The following is a 14243-nucleotide window of genomic DNA, read 5'->3' on the forward strand; positions in this document are numbered from 1 at the left end:
TGCTGATGGCAACCGAATTCGCTCAGGAGCAGTCGGCGGCGCCCGCCGGCGAGTACACGCACGCCCAAGTTCTGACGATCCTCTCGGGCCTCATGCTCGGGATGTTCCTCGGATCCCTCGACCAGACGATCGTGAGCACCTCGATCCGCACCATCGCCGACGACCTCCAGGGGCTGTCGGTGCAGGCGTGGGTGACGACGGCGTACCTGATCGCCTCGACGATCACCACGCCGATCTACGGCAAGCTCGGCGACCTGTACGGCCGCAAGAAGCTGTTCATGTTCGCCATCACGGTCTTCGTGCTCGGCTCGGCGCTGTGCTCCTTCGCCACCTCGATGTACCAGCTCGCGGCGTTCCGCGCCTTCCAGGGCCTGGGCGCCGGTGGTCTGTTCACCCTGGTGCTGGCGATCATCGGCGACATCGTCTCGCCGCGTGAGCGCGCCCGCTACAGCGGCTACTTCATGGCGATGTTCGGCACCTCGAGCGTGCTCGGCCCGGTCATCGGCGGCTTCTTCGCCGGGCGCGACGAACTGCTGTTCATGAGCGGCTGGCGCTGGGTGTTCCTGGTCAACGTGCCGATCGGCATCGTGGCGCTCTTCGTCGTCCTGCGCACCCTGCACGTGCACCACACCCCGCCGGCGCGGCGCATCCGCATCGACTGGTGGGGCGCCGGCACCCTGACGCTGGGCCTGATCCCGCTGCTCACCGTCGCCGAGCAGGGCCGCGTCTGGGGCTGGTCGTCGGGTCGCTCGATCACCTGCTTCGTGATCGCCGCCGTCGGACTGGTCGCCTTCGTGCTCGCCGAGCGCGCGATGGGGGACGACGCCCTCATCCCGCTGCGCATCTTCCGCATCCGCGCCGCGGCGGTCACCATCGCCGCCAGCGTCGTCGTCGGTGCTGCGATGTTCGGCGGCATCATGCTGCTGCCGCTCTACATGCAGATCGTGCACGGCGCCTCGCCGACCGAGTCCGGCTTCCTGATGCTGCCGATGGTCGTCGGCATGATGATCGCCTCCATCAGCGCGGGGCGGCTGATCGGCCGCACCGGCGTCGTCCGGCCCTTCCCGTTGATCGGCACCGCCCTGGTCACGGTCGGGCTGCTCCTGCTCTCCTTCACCACCGCCGACACGGCGCTGCCGTTGGTGATGGCCGCGATGTTCGTGCTCGGCATCGGGCTGGGCAACTGCATGCAACCGCTGCTGCTCATCGTGCAGAGCTCGGTGCCGCCCACCGAGATCGGCGTCGCCACCAGCTCCTCGACGTTCTTCCGCCAGATCGGCGGCACGCTCGGTGTGGCCGTGTTCCTCTCGCTGCTGTTCAGCACCGTCGGCGACAACATCCGCTCGGCGATCGCCAAGGAGAGCACCACCGCGGCCTGGCAGCAGGCCACCGCCGGAGGCCAGGGCCTCGACCCGAGCCTGGCCCAGAAGGTGCAGGACGACTCCTCGATCATCGAGAAGCTCAACCCGGTCATCGCGCACCCGTTCAAGGTCGGCTTCGCCGAGTCGATGGACCTCGTGTTCCTCTGCGCCGCGGGCACCTCGCTGCTGGCCTTCATCGTCGTGTGGTTCATGCCGCAGGTGCGGCTGCGCGACACCTCGGCGTCCGCGGCGCGTGCCGCCGCGCCGGCCGGCGTCCCCGCTGCTCCGCAGGAATGAGCCCGTCGCGACATGGCCCCGTAGAATTGGGGCCATGTCTGCGAGCCTCTTCCCCCAGCTCGAGCCGCTCCTGCCGAGTGTCTCCAAGCCGATCCAGTACGTCGGGGGAGAGCTCAACTCCACAGTGAAGGAGTGGGACTGCGCTCCCGAGGGCGAGACGGTGCGCTGGGTGCTCATGTACCCCGACGCCTACGAGGTCGGCCTGCCCAACCAGGGCGTGCAGATCCTCTACGAAGTGCTCAACGAGCGCGACTGGATCGTCGCCGAGCGCACCTACGCCGTGTGGCCCGACATGGAGAAGGTGCTGCGCGAGAACGGCATCCCGCAGTTCACCGTCGACGCCCACCGCTCGGTGCGCGACTTCGACCTCTTCGGCCTGAGCTTCTCCACCGAGCTCGGCTACACCAACATGCTCAACGCCCTCGATCTGGCGGGCATCCCGCTGCACGCCGTCGACCGCGGTGCCGACGACCCCGTCGTCGTCGCCGGCGGGCATGCCGCCTTCAACCCCGAGCCGATCGCCGACTTCGTCGACGCCGCCGTCCTCGGCGACGGCGAGGAGGTCGTGCTCGCGATCTCCGAGGTCGTGCGGGAGTGGAAGGCCGAGGGCCGGCCGCCCGGGTCGATGCCGAGCCCGCGCGAGGAACTGCTGCGCCGGCTCGCGGCGTCCGGCAACGTCTACGTGCCGCGCTTCTACGACGTCTCCTACGGCCCCGACGGCGCCATCGCCGCCGTCGAGCCGAACGTGCCGGGCATCCCCGAGCGGGTGCGCAAGCACACGCTGATGGACCTCGACGCCTGGCCCTATCCGCGCAAGCCGCTCGTGCCGCTGGCCGAGACCGTGCACGAGCGCTTCAGCGTCGAGATCTTCCGCGGCTGCACCCGCGGCTGCCGCTTCTGCCAGGCCGGCATGATCACCCGCCCGGTGCGCGAGCGCTCGATCGAGACCGTCGGTGCGATGGTCGAGAACGGCATCCGCAAGACCGGCTTCGAGGAGGTCGGCCTTCTCTCGCTCTCCAGCGCCGACCACACCGAGATCGGCGAGATCGCCAGCGGGCTGGCCGACCGCTACGAGGGGTCGAACGTCTCGCTGAGCCTGCCGAGCACCCGCGTCGACGCCTTCAACATCACGCTGGCCAACGAGTTCTCGCGTAACGGACGCCGCTCGGGCCTCACCTTCGCCCCCGAGGGTGGCAGCGAGCGCATGCGCAAGGTGATCAACAAGATGGTCACCGAGGACGACCTCATCCGCACCGTCGCGGCGGCCTACTCGCACGGCTGGCGTCAGGTGAAGCTCTACTTCATGTGCGGCCTGCCCACCGAGACCGACGAGGACGTGCTGCAGATCGCCGAGCTCGCCAAGCGCGTCATCGCCACCGGCCGCGAGGTGTCGGGCCGCAACGACATCCGCTGCACCGTCTCGATCGGCGGCTTCGTGCCCAAGCCGCACACGCCGTTCCAGTGGGCCGCCCAGCTCGACCACGAGACCACCGACGAGCGGCTGCGCAAGCTGCGCGACGACGTCCGCGCCGACAAGCGGTACGGCCGCGCCATCGGTTTCCGCTACCACGACGGCAAGCCCGGCATCGTCGAGGGCCTGCTCTCGCGCGGCGACCGCCGGGTCGGCCGGATCATCGAGGAGGTCTGGCGCGACGGCGGCCGCTTCGACGGCTGGAGCGAGCACTTCTCCTACGACCGCTGGATGGAGTGCGCCGAGCGCGCGCTCGCCGGCACCGGCGTCGACGTCGCCTGGTACACCACCCGCGAGCGCGGCTACGACGAGGTGCTCCCGTGGGACCACCTCGACTCCGGGCTCGACAAGGACTGGCTGTGGGCCGACTGGGAGGACGCCCTCGCCGTCGCCGACGGCTCGGCCGACGTCGAGGTCGAGGACTGCCGCTGGACGCCGTGCTACGACTGCGGCGTGTGCCCGGAGATGGGCACCGAGATCCAGATCGGGCCGACGGGGCAGACGCTGCTGCCGCTCAGCGTGGTCTGAGCTCGAGCGGCTTCACCCAGCGGCGCCACTCCTGCTGCTCGGTGTAGCCGAGGCCCGACCACAGCTGCCGACCGAGGGTGTTGCTGCTCAGCACCATCGCGTCGGCCCGGGTTGCACCGTGCTCGACCAGGGCCTCCTCGGCCGCAGACAGCAGGGCGCGGGCGATGCCCCGACGACGATGCTCGGGATGGACGGCGAGCCGGTAGAGGTGGGCACGCCAGCCGTCCCAGCCGGCGATGATGGAGCCGATCGGGTCGTTCCCGCCCTCCAGGACCGCCAGGAGGCACGCCCCGGGATCGCGCTCGAGGAGTCGCTCGACGGCCTCGCGGGTGTCGACCGGACGGGCGTCGTTCTCGGCGGCGATCTCCCACAGCGCCAGCAGAGTGTCGACGTCGTCGCCGGTGGCGGGTCGGATCAGGAACGGTGTCTCGATCGGGCTCATGCCTCGTCCATGAGGGCCGCGACGCGGTGCTCCCCGCGGACGTCGTCCTCGCCGCGGAGGCCGGCGATGACGCCGGCACGGTCGGCGTCCGAGCGGTTCTGGCTCAGCTTGGCCTTGGCCTCGACCCGCTCGACGGTGATCTCGACCCCGACGATCGCGCGCAGCATGCCGTCGATGAAGCCCGGCGGCGGATCGTCGAGGTCCCAGGGGTCGGTGCGGGGGGACTCGTGGAGCTCGGTGAGCAGTCGCACCGCCTCGCGCACGTCGGCGTCGTCCTCGAGGATCCGCACGGTGCCGGTCAGGTGCACCGAGGTGTAGTTCCACGTCGGGACGACGCGTCCGTGCTCCTGCTTGGTCGGGTACCAGGTCGGCGTCACGTAGGCCTGGGGGCCGTTCACGATGAGCAGCACCCGATCGCCGTCCCGCAGGTGGCTCCAGTGCGGGTTCGCGCGGGCGAAGTGCGCGACGACCCTGCTTCCGTTCCACACGATCGGCAGCAGCGTGGCCGTCGGCACGCCGTCGGAGCCGACGGAGACGAGGTCGGCCGCTCCCGCCGTGCGCACGAACTCCCTGATCCGAGCGTCGTCATCGACGGCGTTCGAGCGGGGTACGTACATGCCAGCACCCTAGGCGGGGAGAAGGCGGTTGTTCGCGCGGATTCCCGGCCCCTACGGTGGCGGGGTGCACCGAGTCTTCGCCGTGCCCGTCGCGGACGTGTGGCCCGCCTACGTGGCCAAGGTCGAGCGCAAGGGCCGTACCCAGGCCGAGTTGATCGAGGTGACCACCTGGTTGACCGGCTTCGACTCCGATGCGCTTCAGCGACACCTCGATGCCGGCACCACCTTCGCCGACTTCTTCGCTGCGGCCACTCTCCCGCCCGAGGTGTCACTGATCACCGGTTCGGTGTGCGGTGTGCGGGTGCAGGAGGTCGAGGACCCGCTCATGCGGAGCATCCGCTACCTCGACAAGCTGGTCGACGAGCTCGCCAAGGGGCGCCCGCTGGAGAAGGTGCTCCGCTCGGCCTGATCCGGCGCGCGCTCAGCCTGGAATCACCGGTGCGTCAGTGCCCGTTCGACGAAGGCGAGCGCCTCGGCGGGGGTGAGTCCCAGGGCAGTCGCCCGGTCGGCGTACTCGCGAGCGGCGGCTCGTGCCTGAGCCTCGGCGTCGTCGCCGCGCACGAACGTGCCCGCCCGCCCTCGGGTGTCGAGCACGCCGTCGGTCTCCAGTTCGCGGTAGGCCCGCGCAACGGTGTTGACGGCGAGGCCCAGCTCCTCGGCGAGTGCGCGGACCGTCGGCATCCGGGTGCCCGCGACCAATGCTCCGGCGTCGACGGCGTCGGCGACCTGACGGCGGATCTGCTCGAACGGCGCCTGGCCGCTGCCGGGGTCGATGACGATCCGCAACGAGGCCATGGCCCCAGCGTAGAGCTGTGCGCTGCCGGTGCTGTGGTCTCAGTCGGGGGCGATGAGGTGGGGGGTGGCGGTGCGGATGGTGAGGGGGGTGGTGGGTCCGGTGATGGTGCGGCTGGTGGGGATGGGGGTCCAGGGTCCGGTGCCGATGCGGTAGCGGCCGGTGTAGGTGGTGTCGACGGAGACGGGGAGGTTGGTGGCGGCTTGGGCGTAGGTGTGGGTGACGTCGTCGTGCCCGGGCCTCGGGTAGGGGTGGCCGGGGCTGGTGGTGGTCTGGGTGGTGTGGTCGCCGTGGTGCCAGGTGTAGCGGGTGGGGGTGGCTTCGATGGTGATGCGCAGGCCGAGGAGGGTGATGGTGCGGGTGGTGGGCTGGGTGTTGGTGGTGTGGAGGATGGTGGGGAGGTTGACCAGGGTGGTGTCGTGGGGCTGGATGGTGACGGTGGAGGCGGGCCAGTCGAGGCGTTGGAAGGCGTGGTCGACGAGGGCGGGGGTGATGGTGGGTGCCACCGCCTGTGCTTCAGCATGGGTGAGGCAGGTGACGGCGTAGCGCTCCCAGGTGATCCCGTCGAGGCTCCGGGCGACATTCGCCAGGAACGTGTTGGGTGGTGCAGCGCAGGTGATGGGGATGACGCAGATGCCGTGGTCGCGGAGCTTGCACTGGAGGGTGTAGCGAATCTGGTAGCGCGGCCCGCTGCTCGACCCGCCCCCGGACCCGTCCTCATTGCACGTCACGCCGACGTCATGGAGTCCGCCGGGGTCGATCCAGCACGTCGACGGGGGATCGGCGGAGGCTGTGGATGTGATCGGCGCGGTCAAAGCCCATGCGAGCATCGACAGGGTCAGGAATCGCCTCATAGGGGGAGCCCGAACAGATTGCGGAGCTTCCATCCATCGCGCTTGATCAGCGTGAGCTGATACTTCCGTAGTCCGCCGTCGAAATGTTGTACCGCGCTTCCCTCTTTGGGCTGGTAATCGGTGGTGCCGAGTCGGCCGGTGACTTCGACGACCACGAACTTCGGATCACTCGGGACGACCTTGACCGCGGTGATCTCCATGCCTTGGTAGTCGATGCTGCCGCCCGCTGCGTAGGCCTGGGAGACGCGTCGGGCGAGGTCATCGCATGGAGCACATTGACTTGTCAGAGCCCGATAGGCGGCGATGTCTCCCGTGTTCTGCATCGCTTCTTCGGTCTCGTTCCACCTGTAGACGAACTGGCGTGCGGTCTCGCCGGGTGGTGCTTGCGGGGGTGCGGTCGTCGGGGTGGGTTCGACGGTCGGGGTGGTGCTGGTGGATGCCGGTGCGGGGGGATCGGCGCTGGCGTCGGAGTCGCCGCCGCAGCCGGTGAGCCCGGCCGTCCCGAGGGCGAGCAGGAGGATGACGAGCGCGGGAACGCGTGTGGGCATGGGGACCTCCCGAGATGAGGTGCCGGAATGCGGCTGCTCGGCAACCTACCCACGCGGGCGCGTCGGGGAAACGCCGTCCGCAGGCCCTGTGGAGAGCGTCCCGGCCCATCCCGGGAGGGATTAGGGCTCGGCGCCGTCAGGTCGGCTGGGTGCGAGCGGCTCGCCGGGAGAGCGCCAGTCCGAGGATCGCCAGGGCGATGAGCAGCGCGAGGTAGACGGCCAGGATCACGGCGGTGGCGATGCGGTGCTCGTGGAGGGAGGCGGGGGTGTAGGCGGCGGCGTCCGACGCATCGGTCACGAGGCCGGTGATCAGCACCCACAGACCCACGCCGATCCAGGGGAGGTCGAGGAGCAGCACCGTCGTCCAGGAGACTCCGCGGATCGCCGCGACGACCAAGCCGACCAGTGTCAGCAGCGCAGGAATCGTGCCCACCAGCGCCAGCAGCATCAGGTAGGGCGCGACGCCGGTGCCGAAGAGCTCACCCGACCGGTCGTAGTCGGGTCGGTACACGAGGCGGCTCTGGAGCGGCCCCTCGCAGCCGGTGCTCGCCGCGAGCGTCACGAGCGGCACCCCGAGCAGGAGGGTGAGGGACGCCGTCCGATCGAGTCCGTACATGGGGGTCCGTCCCTGGGATCGAGGAGTGGGCCGCTGCTGTCCGCAGCAGCGTTCCCAGTCTTCGGCCCGCGGCCGGTCGCCGCCTGAGTGCGCCTACTCAGATCCTCGGCCCGGAGGACAGGTCGACCTACGTAGTGTGACGTTCTGCAGGTGAACTGGGCGATTTCGGCTGCAGAACGTCACACCAGCGAAAGTTTCGGCGGTCAGCCGCTGAAACTTCCGGCGGTCACCCGCCGAAACCTCCCTACGTCCCTGTCCCCGACCCGTCGGAGGACGACCCGCCGGCGGGGGAGTCGACCGAGTCGGTGATCTTCTTCCCGTCGCTGCGGTGGACGACGCAGGCGAGGGTGTCGCCGGCGTCGGGGCTCTTGCGGTCGGTCAGCAGCAGCGGCTCGAGGCCGGGCCGGGAGAGGTAGGAGACGATCGCCTCGTCCTGGCCGATCTCGCGGGCGCACAGGGCGCCGCCCGCGTCCTCGCTGTCGGCGTAGGCGCGCGCCTCGGAGGCGGAGAGGGTGACGGTGGCGAGCACCTGGCCGTCGTGCGGGTCCGAGCAGTCGACGATGGTGAGGTTGCGGAAGGAGCGGTCGGCGTCGAGGCCGTCGAAGCACTGCCGGGTCTCGAGGTCGTTGACGTTCTTGTAGCTGCTGGCCACCACCGCGATGCCGACGATCACGAGCGTGGTCGCGACCAGCATGATCGGGGCCACGATCAGGGCGCCGATCGCCAGCCCCTTGCCGTGGTTGCGACCGTCCTTGCCGCGGCGCAGCACGATGATCGCCAGCACGATCGCCACGATCGGCAGGATCGGGATGCACACCAGGAACGAGAAGACCATCGCGGTGATGGCCATCCCCTTGGACGGCGGCAGCTCGGTGGGTCCGCCGTACGCCGGGCCGTAGGGGGTCGCGGGCGGCATCGGCGCGCCGTACGGCTGCTGGGCGTAGCCCGCCGGAGGCGGCGGCGCGTAGGGGTTCTGCGGGTCGGGGGTGTACGGCGGCGGGGTCGGCGCGCCGTAGGCGGGCTGACCCGGCGGGGCCGGAGCGGGAGGAGGCGTCGGCGAGGTGTAGTCGGGGCCGCCGCCGGTCGACGTCCCGTAGTCGGGGGCGCCACCCCCGGTCGGGGTCCCGTAGTCGGGCTCGCTGCTCGGCTGGCCGGGCTCGCGCGGGTCCTCAGGCGTCTGGCTCACGCGGGCAGCCTACGGGGCGATCGCCCGCGCGCTGTCGGCGCTCGCCGCCAGGATGGGATCATGGCCGCACCCGTCCGCGTCGACGACGACGAACGCCGCGCCCGCATCGGCGTCCGGCATGCCCTGGCGCAGCGCGTCGGCGATCCGGTCGAGGCCACCCGGGCCGTCGGCGTCCTGCATGCCACCGAGCCCGCCACGGTCTACCTCTCCCTCCACGCGCGCGTCGACGGGCTCGCCCTCGACGACGTCGACCGCGTGCTCTACCGCGATCGCAGCCTCGTCAAGCAGCTCGCGATGCGCCGCACCCTCTTCTGCTTCCCCCGCGACCTCCTCCCCGCGGCGTGGGGCAGCGCCTCGCAGCGGGTCCTGGCGGCGGAATCGGCGCGCATCGCCAAGGACGTCGAACTGGCCGGCCAACCTGACGGCGTCGCCTGGCTCGGCGCCGTCCGTGGTCGCATCCTCGCCGAGCTCGACACCGCCCCCGACGGCCTCACCGCCGTCGAGGTGCGCGAGCGGGTGCCCGAGATCGACCTGCTCGGCGTCGGCCGCGGGCGCGTCATGACCAACCTCGGGCTCTCCGCAGAGGTGATGCGCGGCGAGAACACCCAGCACTGGCGGGTGTTCCGGCCCCGATGGACCCTCGCGCACCGCTGGCTGGGCGAACAGCCTGCGGCCCTGACGGAACGCGAGGGCTACCGCCTGCTCGTGCACCGCTGGCTCGAGCGGTTCGGTCCCGGCACCGAGGAGGACATCGTGTGGTGGCTGGGTGCCACGAAGGGCATCGTGCGCACGGCGCTGGCCGACCTCGGCGCCGTCGCGGTGACCACGGCCGAAGGCCCCGGGTGGCTGCTGCCCGACGACCCGCTGCTCGACGGCGCCCGCACCGACGTCGGCCCGTGGGCGGCGCTCCTGCCCGTCCTCGACCCCTCGATCATGGGCTGGCGGCACCGCGCGTTCCACCTCGGCAGCCACGGCCTGGCCCTCTTCGACCGCAACGGCAACGCCGGCACCACCGCGTGGTGGAACGGGCGCGTGGTCGGCTGCTGGGTGCAGGACGACGCCGGCGTCGTCGAGGTCCGGCCCCTCGAACGCCTCCCGCAGGACGCCGCCACCGCGCTGCGGGCCGAGGCGGCCCGCCTCACCGCCTGGCTCGACGGCGTCCGCGTCGGCACCGTGTACCCCTCGCCGGCGATGCGCGCCGACCCCGCCGACCTCCCTTACCCTGTGCTCCGTGCGTGAGCAGCCCGAGCAGCAGGCCCCACCCGTCCAGCGGCTGCGGATCCGCTACGCCAAGCGCGGCCGGCTGCGCTTCACCAGCCACCGCGACTTCAGTCGGGCCTTCGAGCGGGCCGTCTTCCGTGCTCGCCTGCCCATGTCCTACTCCTCGGGCTTCAACCCGCACCCGCGCATCTCCTACGCCGGCGCTGCCCCCACGGGGTCGGCCAGCGAGGCCGAGTACCTCGAGATCGCGCTCGCGCAGATCGTCGACCCCGCCGTCGTCCACGCGGAGTTGGAGGAGGCGCTGCCGCCGGGCCTCGACGTCCTCGAGGTCGTCGTCTCGCCCGGCGGTTCGCTGGCCGACCGGCTGGAGGCGAGCCGCTGGGAGATCCGCATTGCGGGGGAGGCCGAGGCGGCCCGGGCCGCCGTCGCGACCTTCCTCGCCGCCGCGGAGGTGCCGGTCGAGCGGATGACGAAGAAGGGCCTGCGCACCTTCGACTGCCGCCGTGCCGTCGTCGCGCTCGAGGTGCGCGAGGATGCCGGCGCCGTCCTCGACGTCGTGCTGCGTCACGGCGTGCCGGCGGTCCGCCCCGACGACGTCCTGCGCGGCCTGGCCGAGGTGGCCGGTCTCGACGCCGGTGCGGCCCCTCTGATGACCCGCCTGGCCCAGGGTCCCCTCACCGCCGACGGTCGCGTCGAAGACCCGTTGCGGGCGTGATGTGCGATACTCGCCGTGATCGGACACCGCGGCGACGCGGCTGACCGATCCGACGACGTTCTCGCTCGCCTCACCGGAGGAGGGCACACCGGACGCTCGTCGTCGCCGGACCGCGACGCGGCCGGCGGGCCCGGTGACAGCGGGTCCGCCACGAACCCCCCGGGGGATCAGGCCCAGCGACCGCGGTGAGCGACGGCCTGCGTGCAGTGACGGACACGGGGAGTGTCGTCGCCGACCACAGGCTTAGCGTGACCGCCCGCACCGCGGGTGCACGTGTGACAGGACCCGGCCGCGCCGGGACCGAGGAGCATCCCAATGCCCGACGAGAACCAGGTCGAGGCGCCCGCCTCGACCACCGCCGCCGAGACCGCTGCCGACCAGGCATCGAGCGAGGCGGCCCCCCAGGCCGCCAAGAAGAGCGCCGCCAAGAAGTCCGCCGCGAAGGCCCCGGCGAAGAAGGCGGCCGCCAAGAAGACGACGGCGAAGAAGACCTCCACCAAGAAGGCGGCCGCTGCGCCGTCGGCCGACGATCAGCTGCCGCTCGACCCGCCGGCGGCCGAAGCCGCCGAGGCGCCTGCCGAGGCGCCCGCGAAGAAGACGGCCGCGAAGCGCGCCCCGCGCAAGAAGGCCGCGCCCGCTCCTGCCGCGACCGACACCGCGACCGACGCCACGACCGACACCCCGGTCGACGCTCCCGCCGAGGCCGCCGAGGCCGCTGAGGAGGCGACGCCGGCGAAGAAGACGACCGCGAGGAAGACGGCTGCCAAGAAGGCGCCGGCCGCGAAGAAGACGGCTGCCAAGAAGAGCGCCGCGACGAAGGCCGCGGCTGACCCGGTCGACACGGCTGCCACGGTCGACGCGGCCGACGCCGACCCGAGCACGGCGACGGACGCTGCCGCGCCGTCGGCGACCGCCGTCCTCTTCCAGGCGCCCCAGGCCACCACGACGACCCGCACCCGCCGCACCCGCGCGAAGGTCGTCGAGGAGGCCGCGCCCGTCGAGGAGGAGACCTCCGAGGAGGAGACCGAGGAGCTCGACCCCGAGGCCGCCGCCGAGGCCGCCGCCACGACCGAGCAGCCCGAGGACGCCGAGGACGCCGACGACGCCGAGGACGGCGAGGAGTCCGACGACGCCGAGGACGCCGAGGACGCCGACGGCACCCGACCGCGCCGCCGCCGTCGTCGTGGCGGCCGCCGTCGCCGCAAGTCGGGCGGCGCTGGTGAGAGCGCCGACGCCGAGGCGACCGACGCCGAGGGCGCCGAGCCCGCCGACGGTGCCGAGGGCGCCGAGTCCGCGTCGACCGAGGACGACGCCGAGGCCGAGTCCGACGACGCCGTCGAGGGCGAGTCCGCCGAGGGCGGCTCCAGCTCGCGCCGACGTCGCCGTCGTCGTCGCTCGGGCGACGCGGGTGACGACTCCGCCGACGACCCCGAGAACACCGTCACCCGGGTCCGCTCGGCCCGCTCGGCCGAGGACCAGATCACCGCCGTCAGCGGCTCGACCCGCCTGGAGGCGAAGAAGCAGCGCCGCCGCGAGGGCCGCGAGGCCGGACGCCGTCGTGCCCCGATCGTGAGCGAGGCCGAGTTCCTCGCCCGCCGCGAGTCGGTCGAGCGGGTGATGGTCGTGCGTCAGCGCGGCGACCTCACCCAGATCGGCGTTCTGGAGGACAAGGTGCTCGTCGAGCACTACGTCGCGCGGGAGTCCCAGACCAGCCTCATCGGCAACGTCTACCTCGGTCGCGTGCAGAACGTGCTGCCCTCGATGGAGGCGGCGTTCGTCGACATCGGCAAGGGCCGCAACGCCGTCCTGTACGCCGGCGAGGTCAACTGGCAGGCGCTGGGCCACAAGGAGGGCCAGCCCCGCAAGATCGAGTCGGTGCTCTCCTCGGGCCAGCCGGTGCTGGTGCAGGTCACCAAGGACCCCATCGGCCACAAGGGCGCCCGCCTCACCAGCCAGGTCAGCCTGGCGGGCCGCTTCCTGGTCTACGTGCCCGACGGCACCACCAGCGGCATCTCCCGCAAGCTCCCCGACACCGAGCGCGCGCGCCTGAAGTCCCTGCTCAAGGAGATCGTCCCCGACACCGCCGGCGTCATCGTGCGCACGGCCGCCGAGGGCGCCTCGGAGGAGGAGCTGACCCGCGACGTCGAGCGGCTCAAGGCCCGCTGGGAGGACATCGAGTCCAAGGCCAAGGGCAACGCTCCGCAGCTGCTCTACGGCGAGCCCGACCTCACCCTCAAGGTCGTCCGCGACCTGTTCACCGAGGACTTCACCAAGCTCGTCGTCGAGGGCGACGACGCCTGGCAGACCGTGTCGTCCTACGTCGAGCACGTCGCCCCCGACCTGGTGGAGCGGCTCGAGCGCTTCGAGCCCGCCACCGAGGGCCGCGACGCCGGCAGGGACTCCTTCGGCGCGTACCGCATCGAGGAGCAGATCGCGAAGGGCCTCGACCGCAAGGTCTGGCTGCCCTCGGGCGGCTCGCTGGTCATCGACCGCACCGAGGCGATGACGGTCGTCGACGTCAACACCGGCAAGTTCACCGGCTCCGGGGGCAACCTGGAGGAGACGGTCACCAAGAACAACCTCGAGGCCGCCGAGGAGATCGTGCGCCAGCTGCGGCTACGCGACATCGGCGGCATCATCGTCGTCGACTTCATCGACATGGTGCTGGAGTCCAACCGCGACCTCGTTCTGCGGCGCCTGGTCGAGTGTCTGGGCCGCGACCGCACCCGGCACCAGGTCGCCGAGGTCACCTCGCTCGGCCTGGTGCAGATGACCCGCAAGCGCATCGGCACCGGCCTGCTGGAGGCGTTCTCGGAGAACTGCGACGCCTGCCACGGCCGCGGCGTGGTCATCCACGAGCACCCCGTCGACCCCAAGCGCGGCGGTGCCGCCGGGGGCGAGGAGGAGCCGCGCCGCAGCTCCCGCCGCTCCCGCGGCGGCCGCGGCCGGGGCGAGGACGACGCCCAGGCCAAGCCGGCTCCCCAGAGCCAGCCGGCCCCGCCCACGCCCAAGGACGTCGCGGCCAAGGCGCGTCCGGACGCCGAGTCCGTCGCCGAGCAGCCCGCCGAGCCCTCCGTCGAGCCCTCCGTCGAGCCCGAGACGCCGGTCGTGGAGCCGGTGATCGGCACCGCCGAGCCGGTGAGCGAGCCCGTCGTCGAGCCCGTGATCGAGCCCGTGGTCGAGCCCGTCATCGAGGTGTCTGCAGAGGTCGAGGCGGCGCCCGAGCAGCCCTCCGAGCCTGCGCCCGAGCAGCCGGAGCAGCCCGCCGAGCCCGCGGCCCCGCGCGTCGTGACCCGCACCCGTCGGGCCGCCACCCGCCCGGCCGGCCAGCCGGCCTCGGGGGCCGTGGCTGCCATCGTGGTGACCCCGGCCGCGACCCCGGCCACGCCGGAGTCGGCGTCCGCGGAGGCTGCCGAGACGCCGGCGGCCCCTGCGGCGCCGGCGCCCACCGTCACCACCCGCACCCGCTCCAGCCGGCGCGCGAGCACGGGCGGCGCGGCTGCGGAGACCCCGACCGAGGCCCCCGAGCCGGCGGCCGAGCACGTCCCGATCAAGAAGAAGGGCACGCGCAAGCGCTGAGCCCGATCCAGCGCC

The 14243-nt window shown here is 72.0% G+C and carries 13 protein-coding genes; 6 read left to right on the top strand and 7 right to left on the bottom strand.

Annotated elements, in window-relative coordinates; translation table 11 throughout:
• Positions 1-5: 5 nt before the first annotated feature.
• Positions 6-1658 (top strand): MDR family MFS transporter, encoded by a 1653-nt coding sequence (locus tag ABD671_RS11395; protein ID WP_344733484.1) that lies wholly within the window; start codon positions 6-8, stop codon positions 1656-1658.
• Positions 1659-1692: 34 nt separating this feature from the next.
• A complete protein-coding gene (locus tag ABD671_RS11400) occupies positions 1693-3657 on the top strand; it encodes a TIGR03960 family B12-binding radical SAM protein (RefSeq protein WP_344733485.1) in 1965 nt (654 codons plus the stop codon).
• On the opposite strand, the gene ABD671_RS11405 is transcribed toward ABD671_RS11400, so the two are convergent.
• A complete protein-coding gene (locus ABD671_RS11405; protein WP_344733486.1) occupies positions 3644-4099 on the bottom strand; it encodes a GNAT family N-acetyltransferase in 456 nt (151 codons plus the stop codon). The genes ABD671_RS11400 and ABD671_RS11405 overlap by 14 nt on opposite strands.
• Entirely contained in the window at positions 4096-4716 is a 621-nt protein-coding gene (locus ABD671_RS11410) for an FMN-binding negative transcriptional regulator (RefSeq protein WP_344733488.1), read from the bottom strand. The genes ABD671_RS11405 and ABD671_RS11410 overlap by 4 nt, the downstream gene beginning before the upstream one ends.
• Positions 4717-4780: 64 nt before the next feature.
• Between ABD671_RS11410 and ABD671_RS11415 the strand changes: the two genes are divergently transcribed.
• Entirely contained in the window at positions 4781-5125 is a 345-nt protein-coding gene (locus ABD671_RS11415) for a DUF2200 domain-containing protein (RefSeq protein ID WP_344733490.1), read from the top strand.
• 23 nt (positions 5126-5148) lie between these two features.
• On the opposite strand, the gene ABD671_RS11420 is transcribed toward ABD671_RS11415, so the two are convergent.
• The 5 genes from ABD671_RS11420 to ABD671_RS11440 all read right to left on the bottom strand — a co-directional run bounded on the left by ABD671_RS11420 (position 5149) and on the right by ABD671_RS11440 (position 8713).
• Positions 5149-5511: a GntR family transcriptional regulator gene (locus ABD671_RS11420; protein WP_344733491.1), complete on the bottom strand. Its 363-nt coding sequence runs from the start codon at positions 5509-5511 to the stop codon at positions 5149-5151.
• 39 nt (positions 5512-5550) lie between these two features.
• Positions 5551-6240, bottom strand: coding sequence for a hypothetical protein (locus ABD671_RS11425; RefSeq protein WP_344733492.1), 690 nt, complete (start codon positions 6238-6240; stop codon positions 5551-5553).
• 119 nt (positions 6241-6359) lie between these two features.
• On the bottom strand, positions 6360-6911 hold the full coding sequence (locus ABD671_RS11430; protein ID WP_344733493.1) for a hypothetical protein: 552 nt from the start codon (positions 6909-6911) through the stop codon (positions 6360-6362).
• Between the two features lie 136 nt (positions 6912-7047).
• Positions 7048-7527, bottom strand: a complete 480-nt coding sequence (locus ABD671_RS11435) for a hypothetical protein (RefSeq protein WP_344733494.1) — start codon at positions 7525-7527, stop codon at positions 7048-7050.
• A 244-nt stretch (positions 7528-7771) separates the two neighbouring features.
• A complete protein-coding gene (locus ABD671_RS11440) occupies positions 7772-8713 on the bottom strand; it encodes a DUF4190 domain-containing protein (RefSeq protein WP_344733495.1) in 942 nt (313 codons plus the stop codon).
• Between the two features lie 60 nt (positions 8714-8773).
• On the opposite strand from ABD671_RS11440, the gene ABD671_RS11445 reads away from it, so the two are divergent.
• The 3 genes from ABD671_RS11445 to ABD671_RS11455 all read left to right on the top strand — a co-directional run bounded on the left by ABD671_RS11445 (position 8774) and on the right by ABD671_RS11455 (position 14228).
• On the top strand, positions 8774-9952 hold the full coding sequence (locus ABD671_RS11445) for a winged helix DNA-binding domain-containing protein (protein ID WP_344733496.1): 1179 nt from the start codon (positions 8774-8776) through the stop codon (positions 9950-9952).
• Complete coding sequence (locus tag ABD671_RS11450) at positions 9945-10649, top strand: TIGR03936 family radical SAM-associated protein (protein ID WP_344733497.1); 705 nt, start codon at positions 9945-9947, stop codon at positions 10647-10649. Before ABD671_RS11445 ends, ABD671_RS11450 begins: the two co-directional genes overlap by 8 nt.
• A gap of 315 nt (positions 10650-10964) precedes the next feature.
• Complete coding sequence (locus ABD671_RS11455) at positions 10965-14228, top strand: Rne/Rng family ribonuclease (RefSeq protein ID WP_344733498.1); 3264 nt, start codon at positions 10965-10967, stop codon at positions 14226-14228.
• The last annotated feature ends 15 nt before the right edge of the window (positions 14229-14243 follow it).

Source organism: Nocardioides fonticola, assembly GCF_039536805.1.
Lineage (GTDB): Bacteria > Actinomycetota > Actinomycetes > Propionibacteriales > Nocardioidaceae > Nocardioides > Nocardioides fonticola.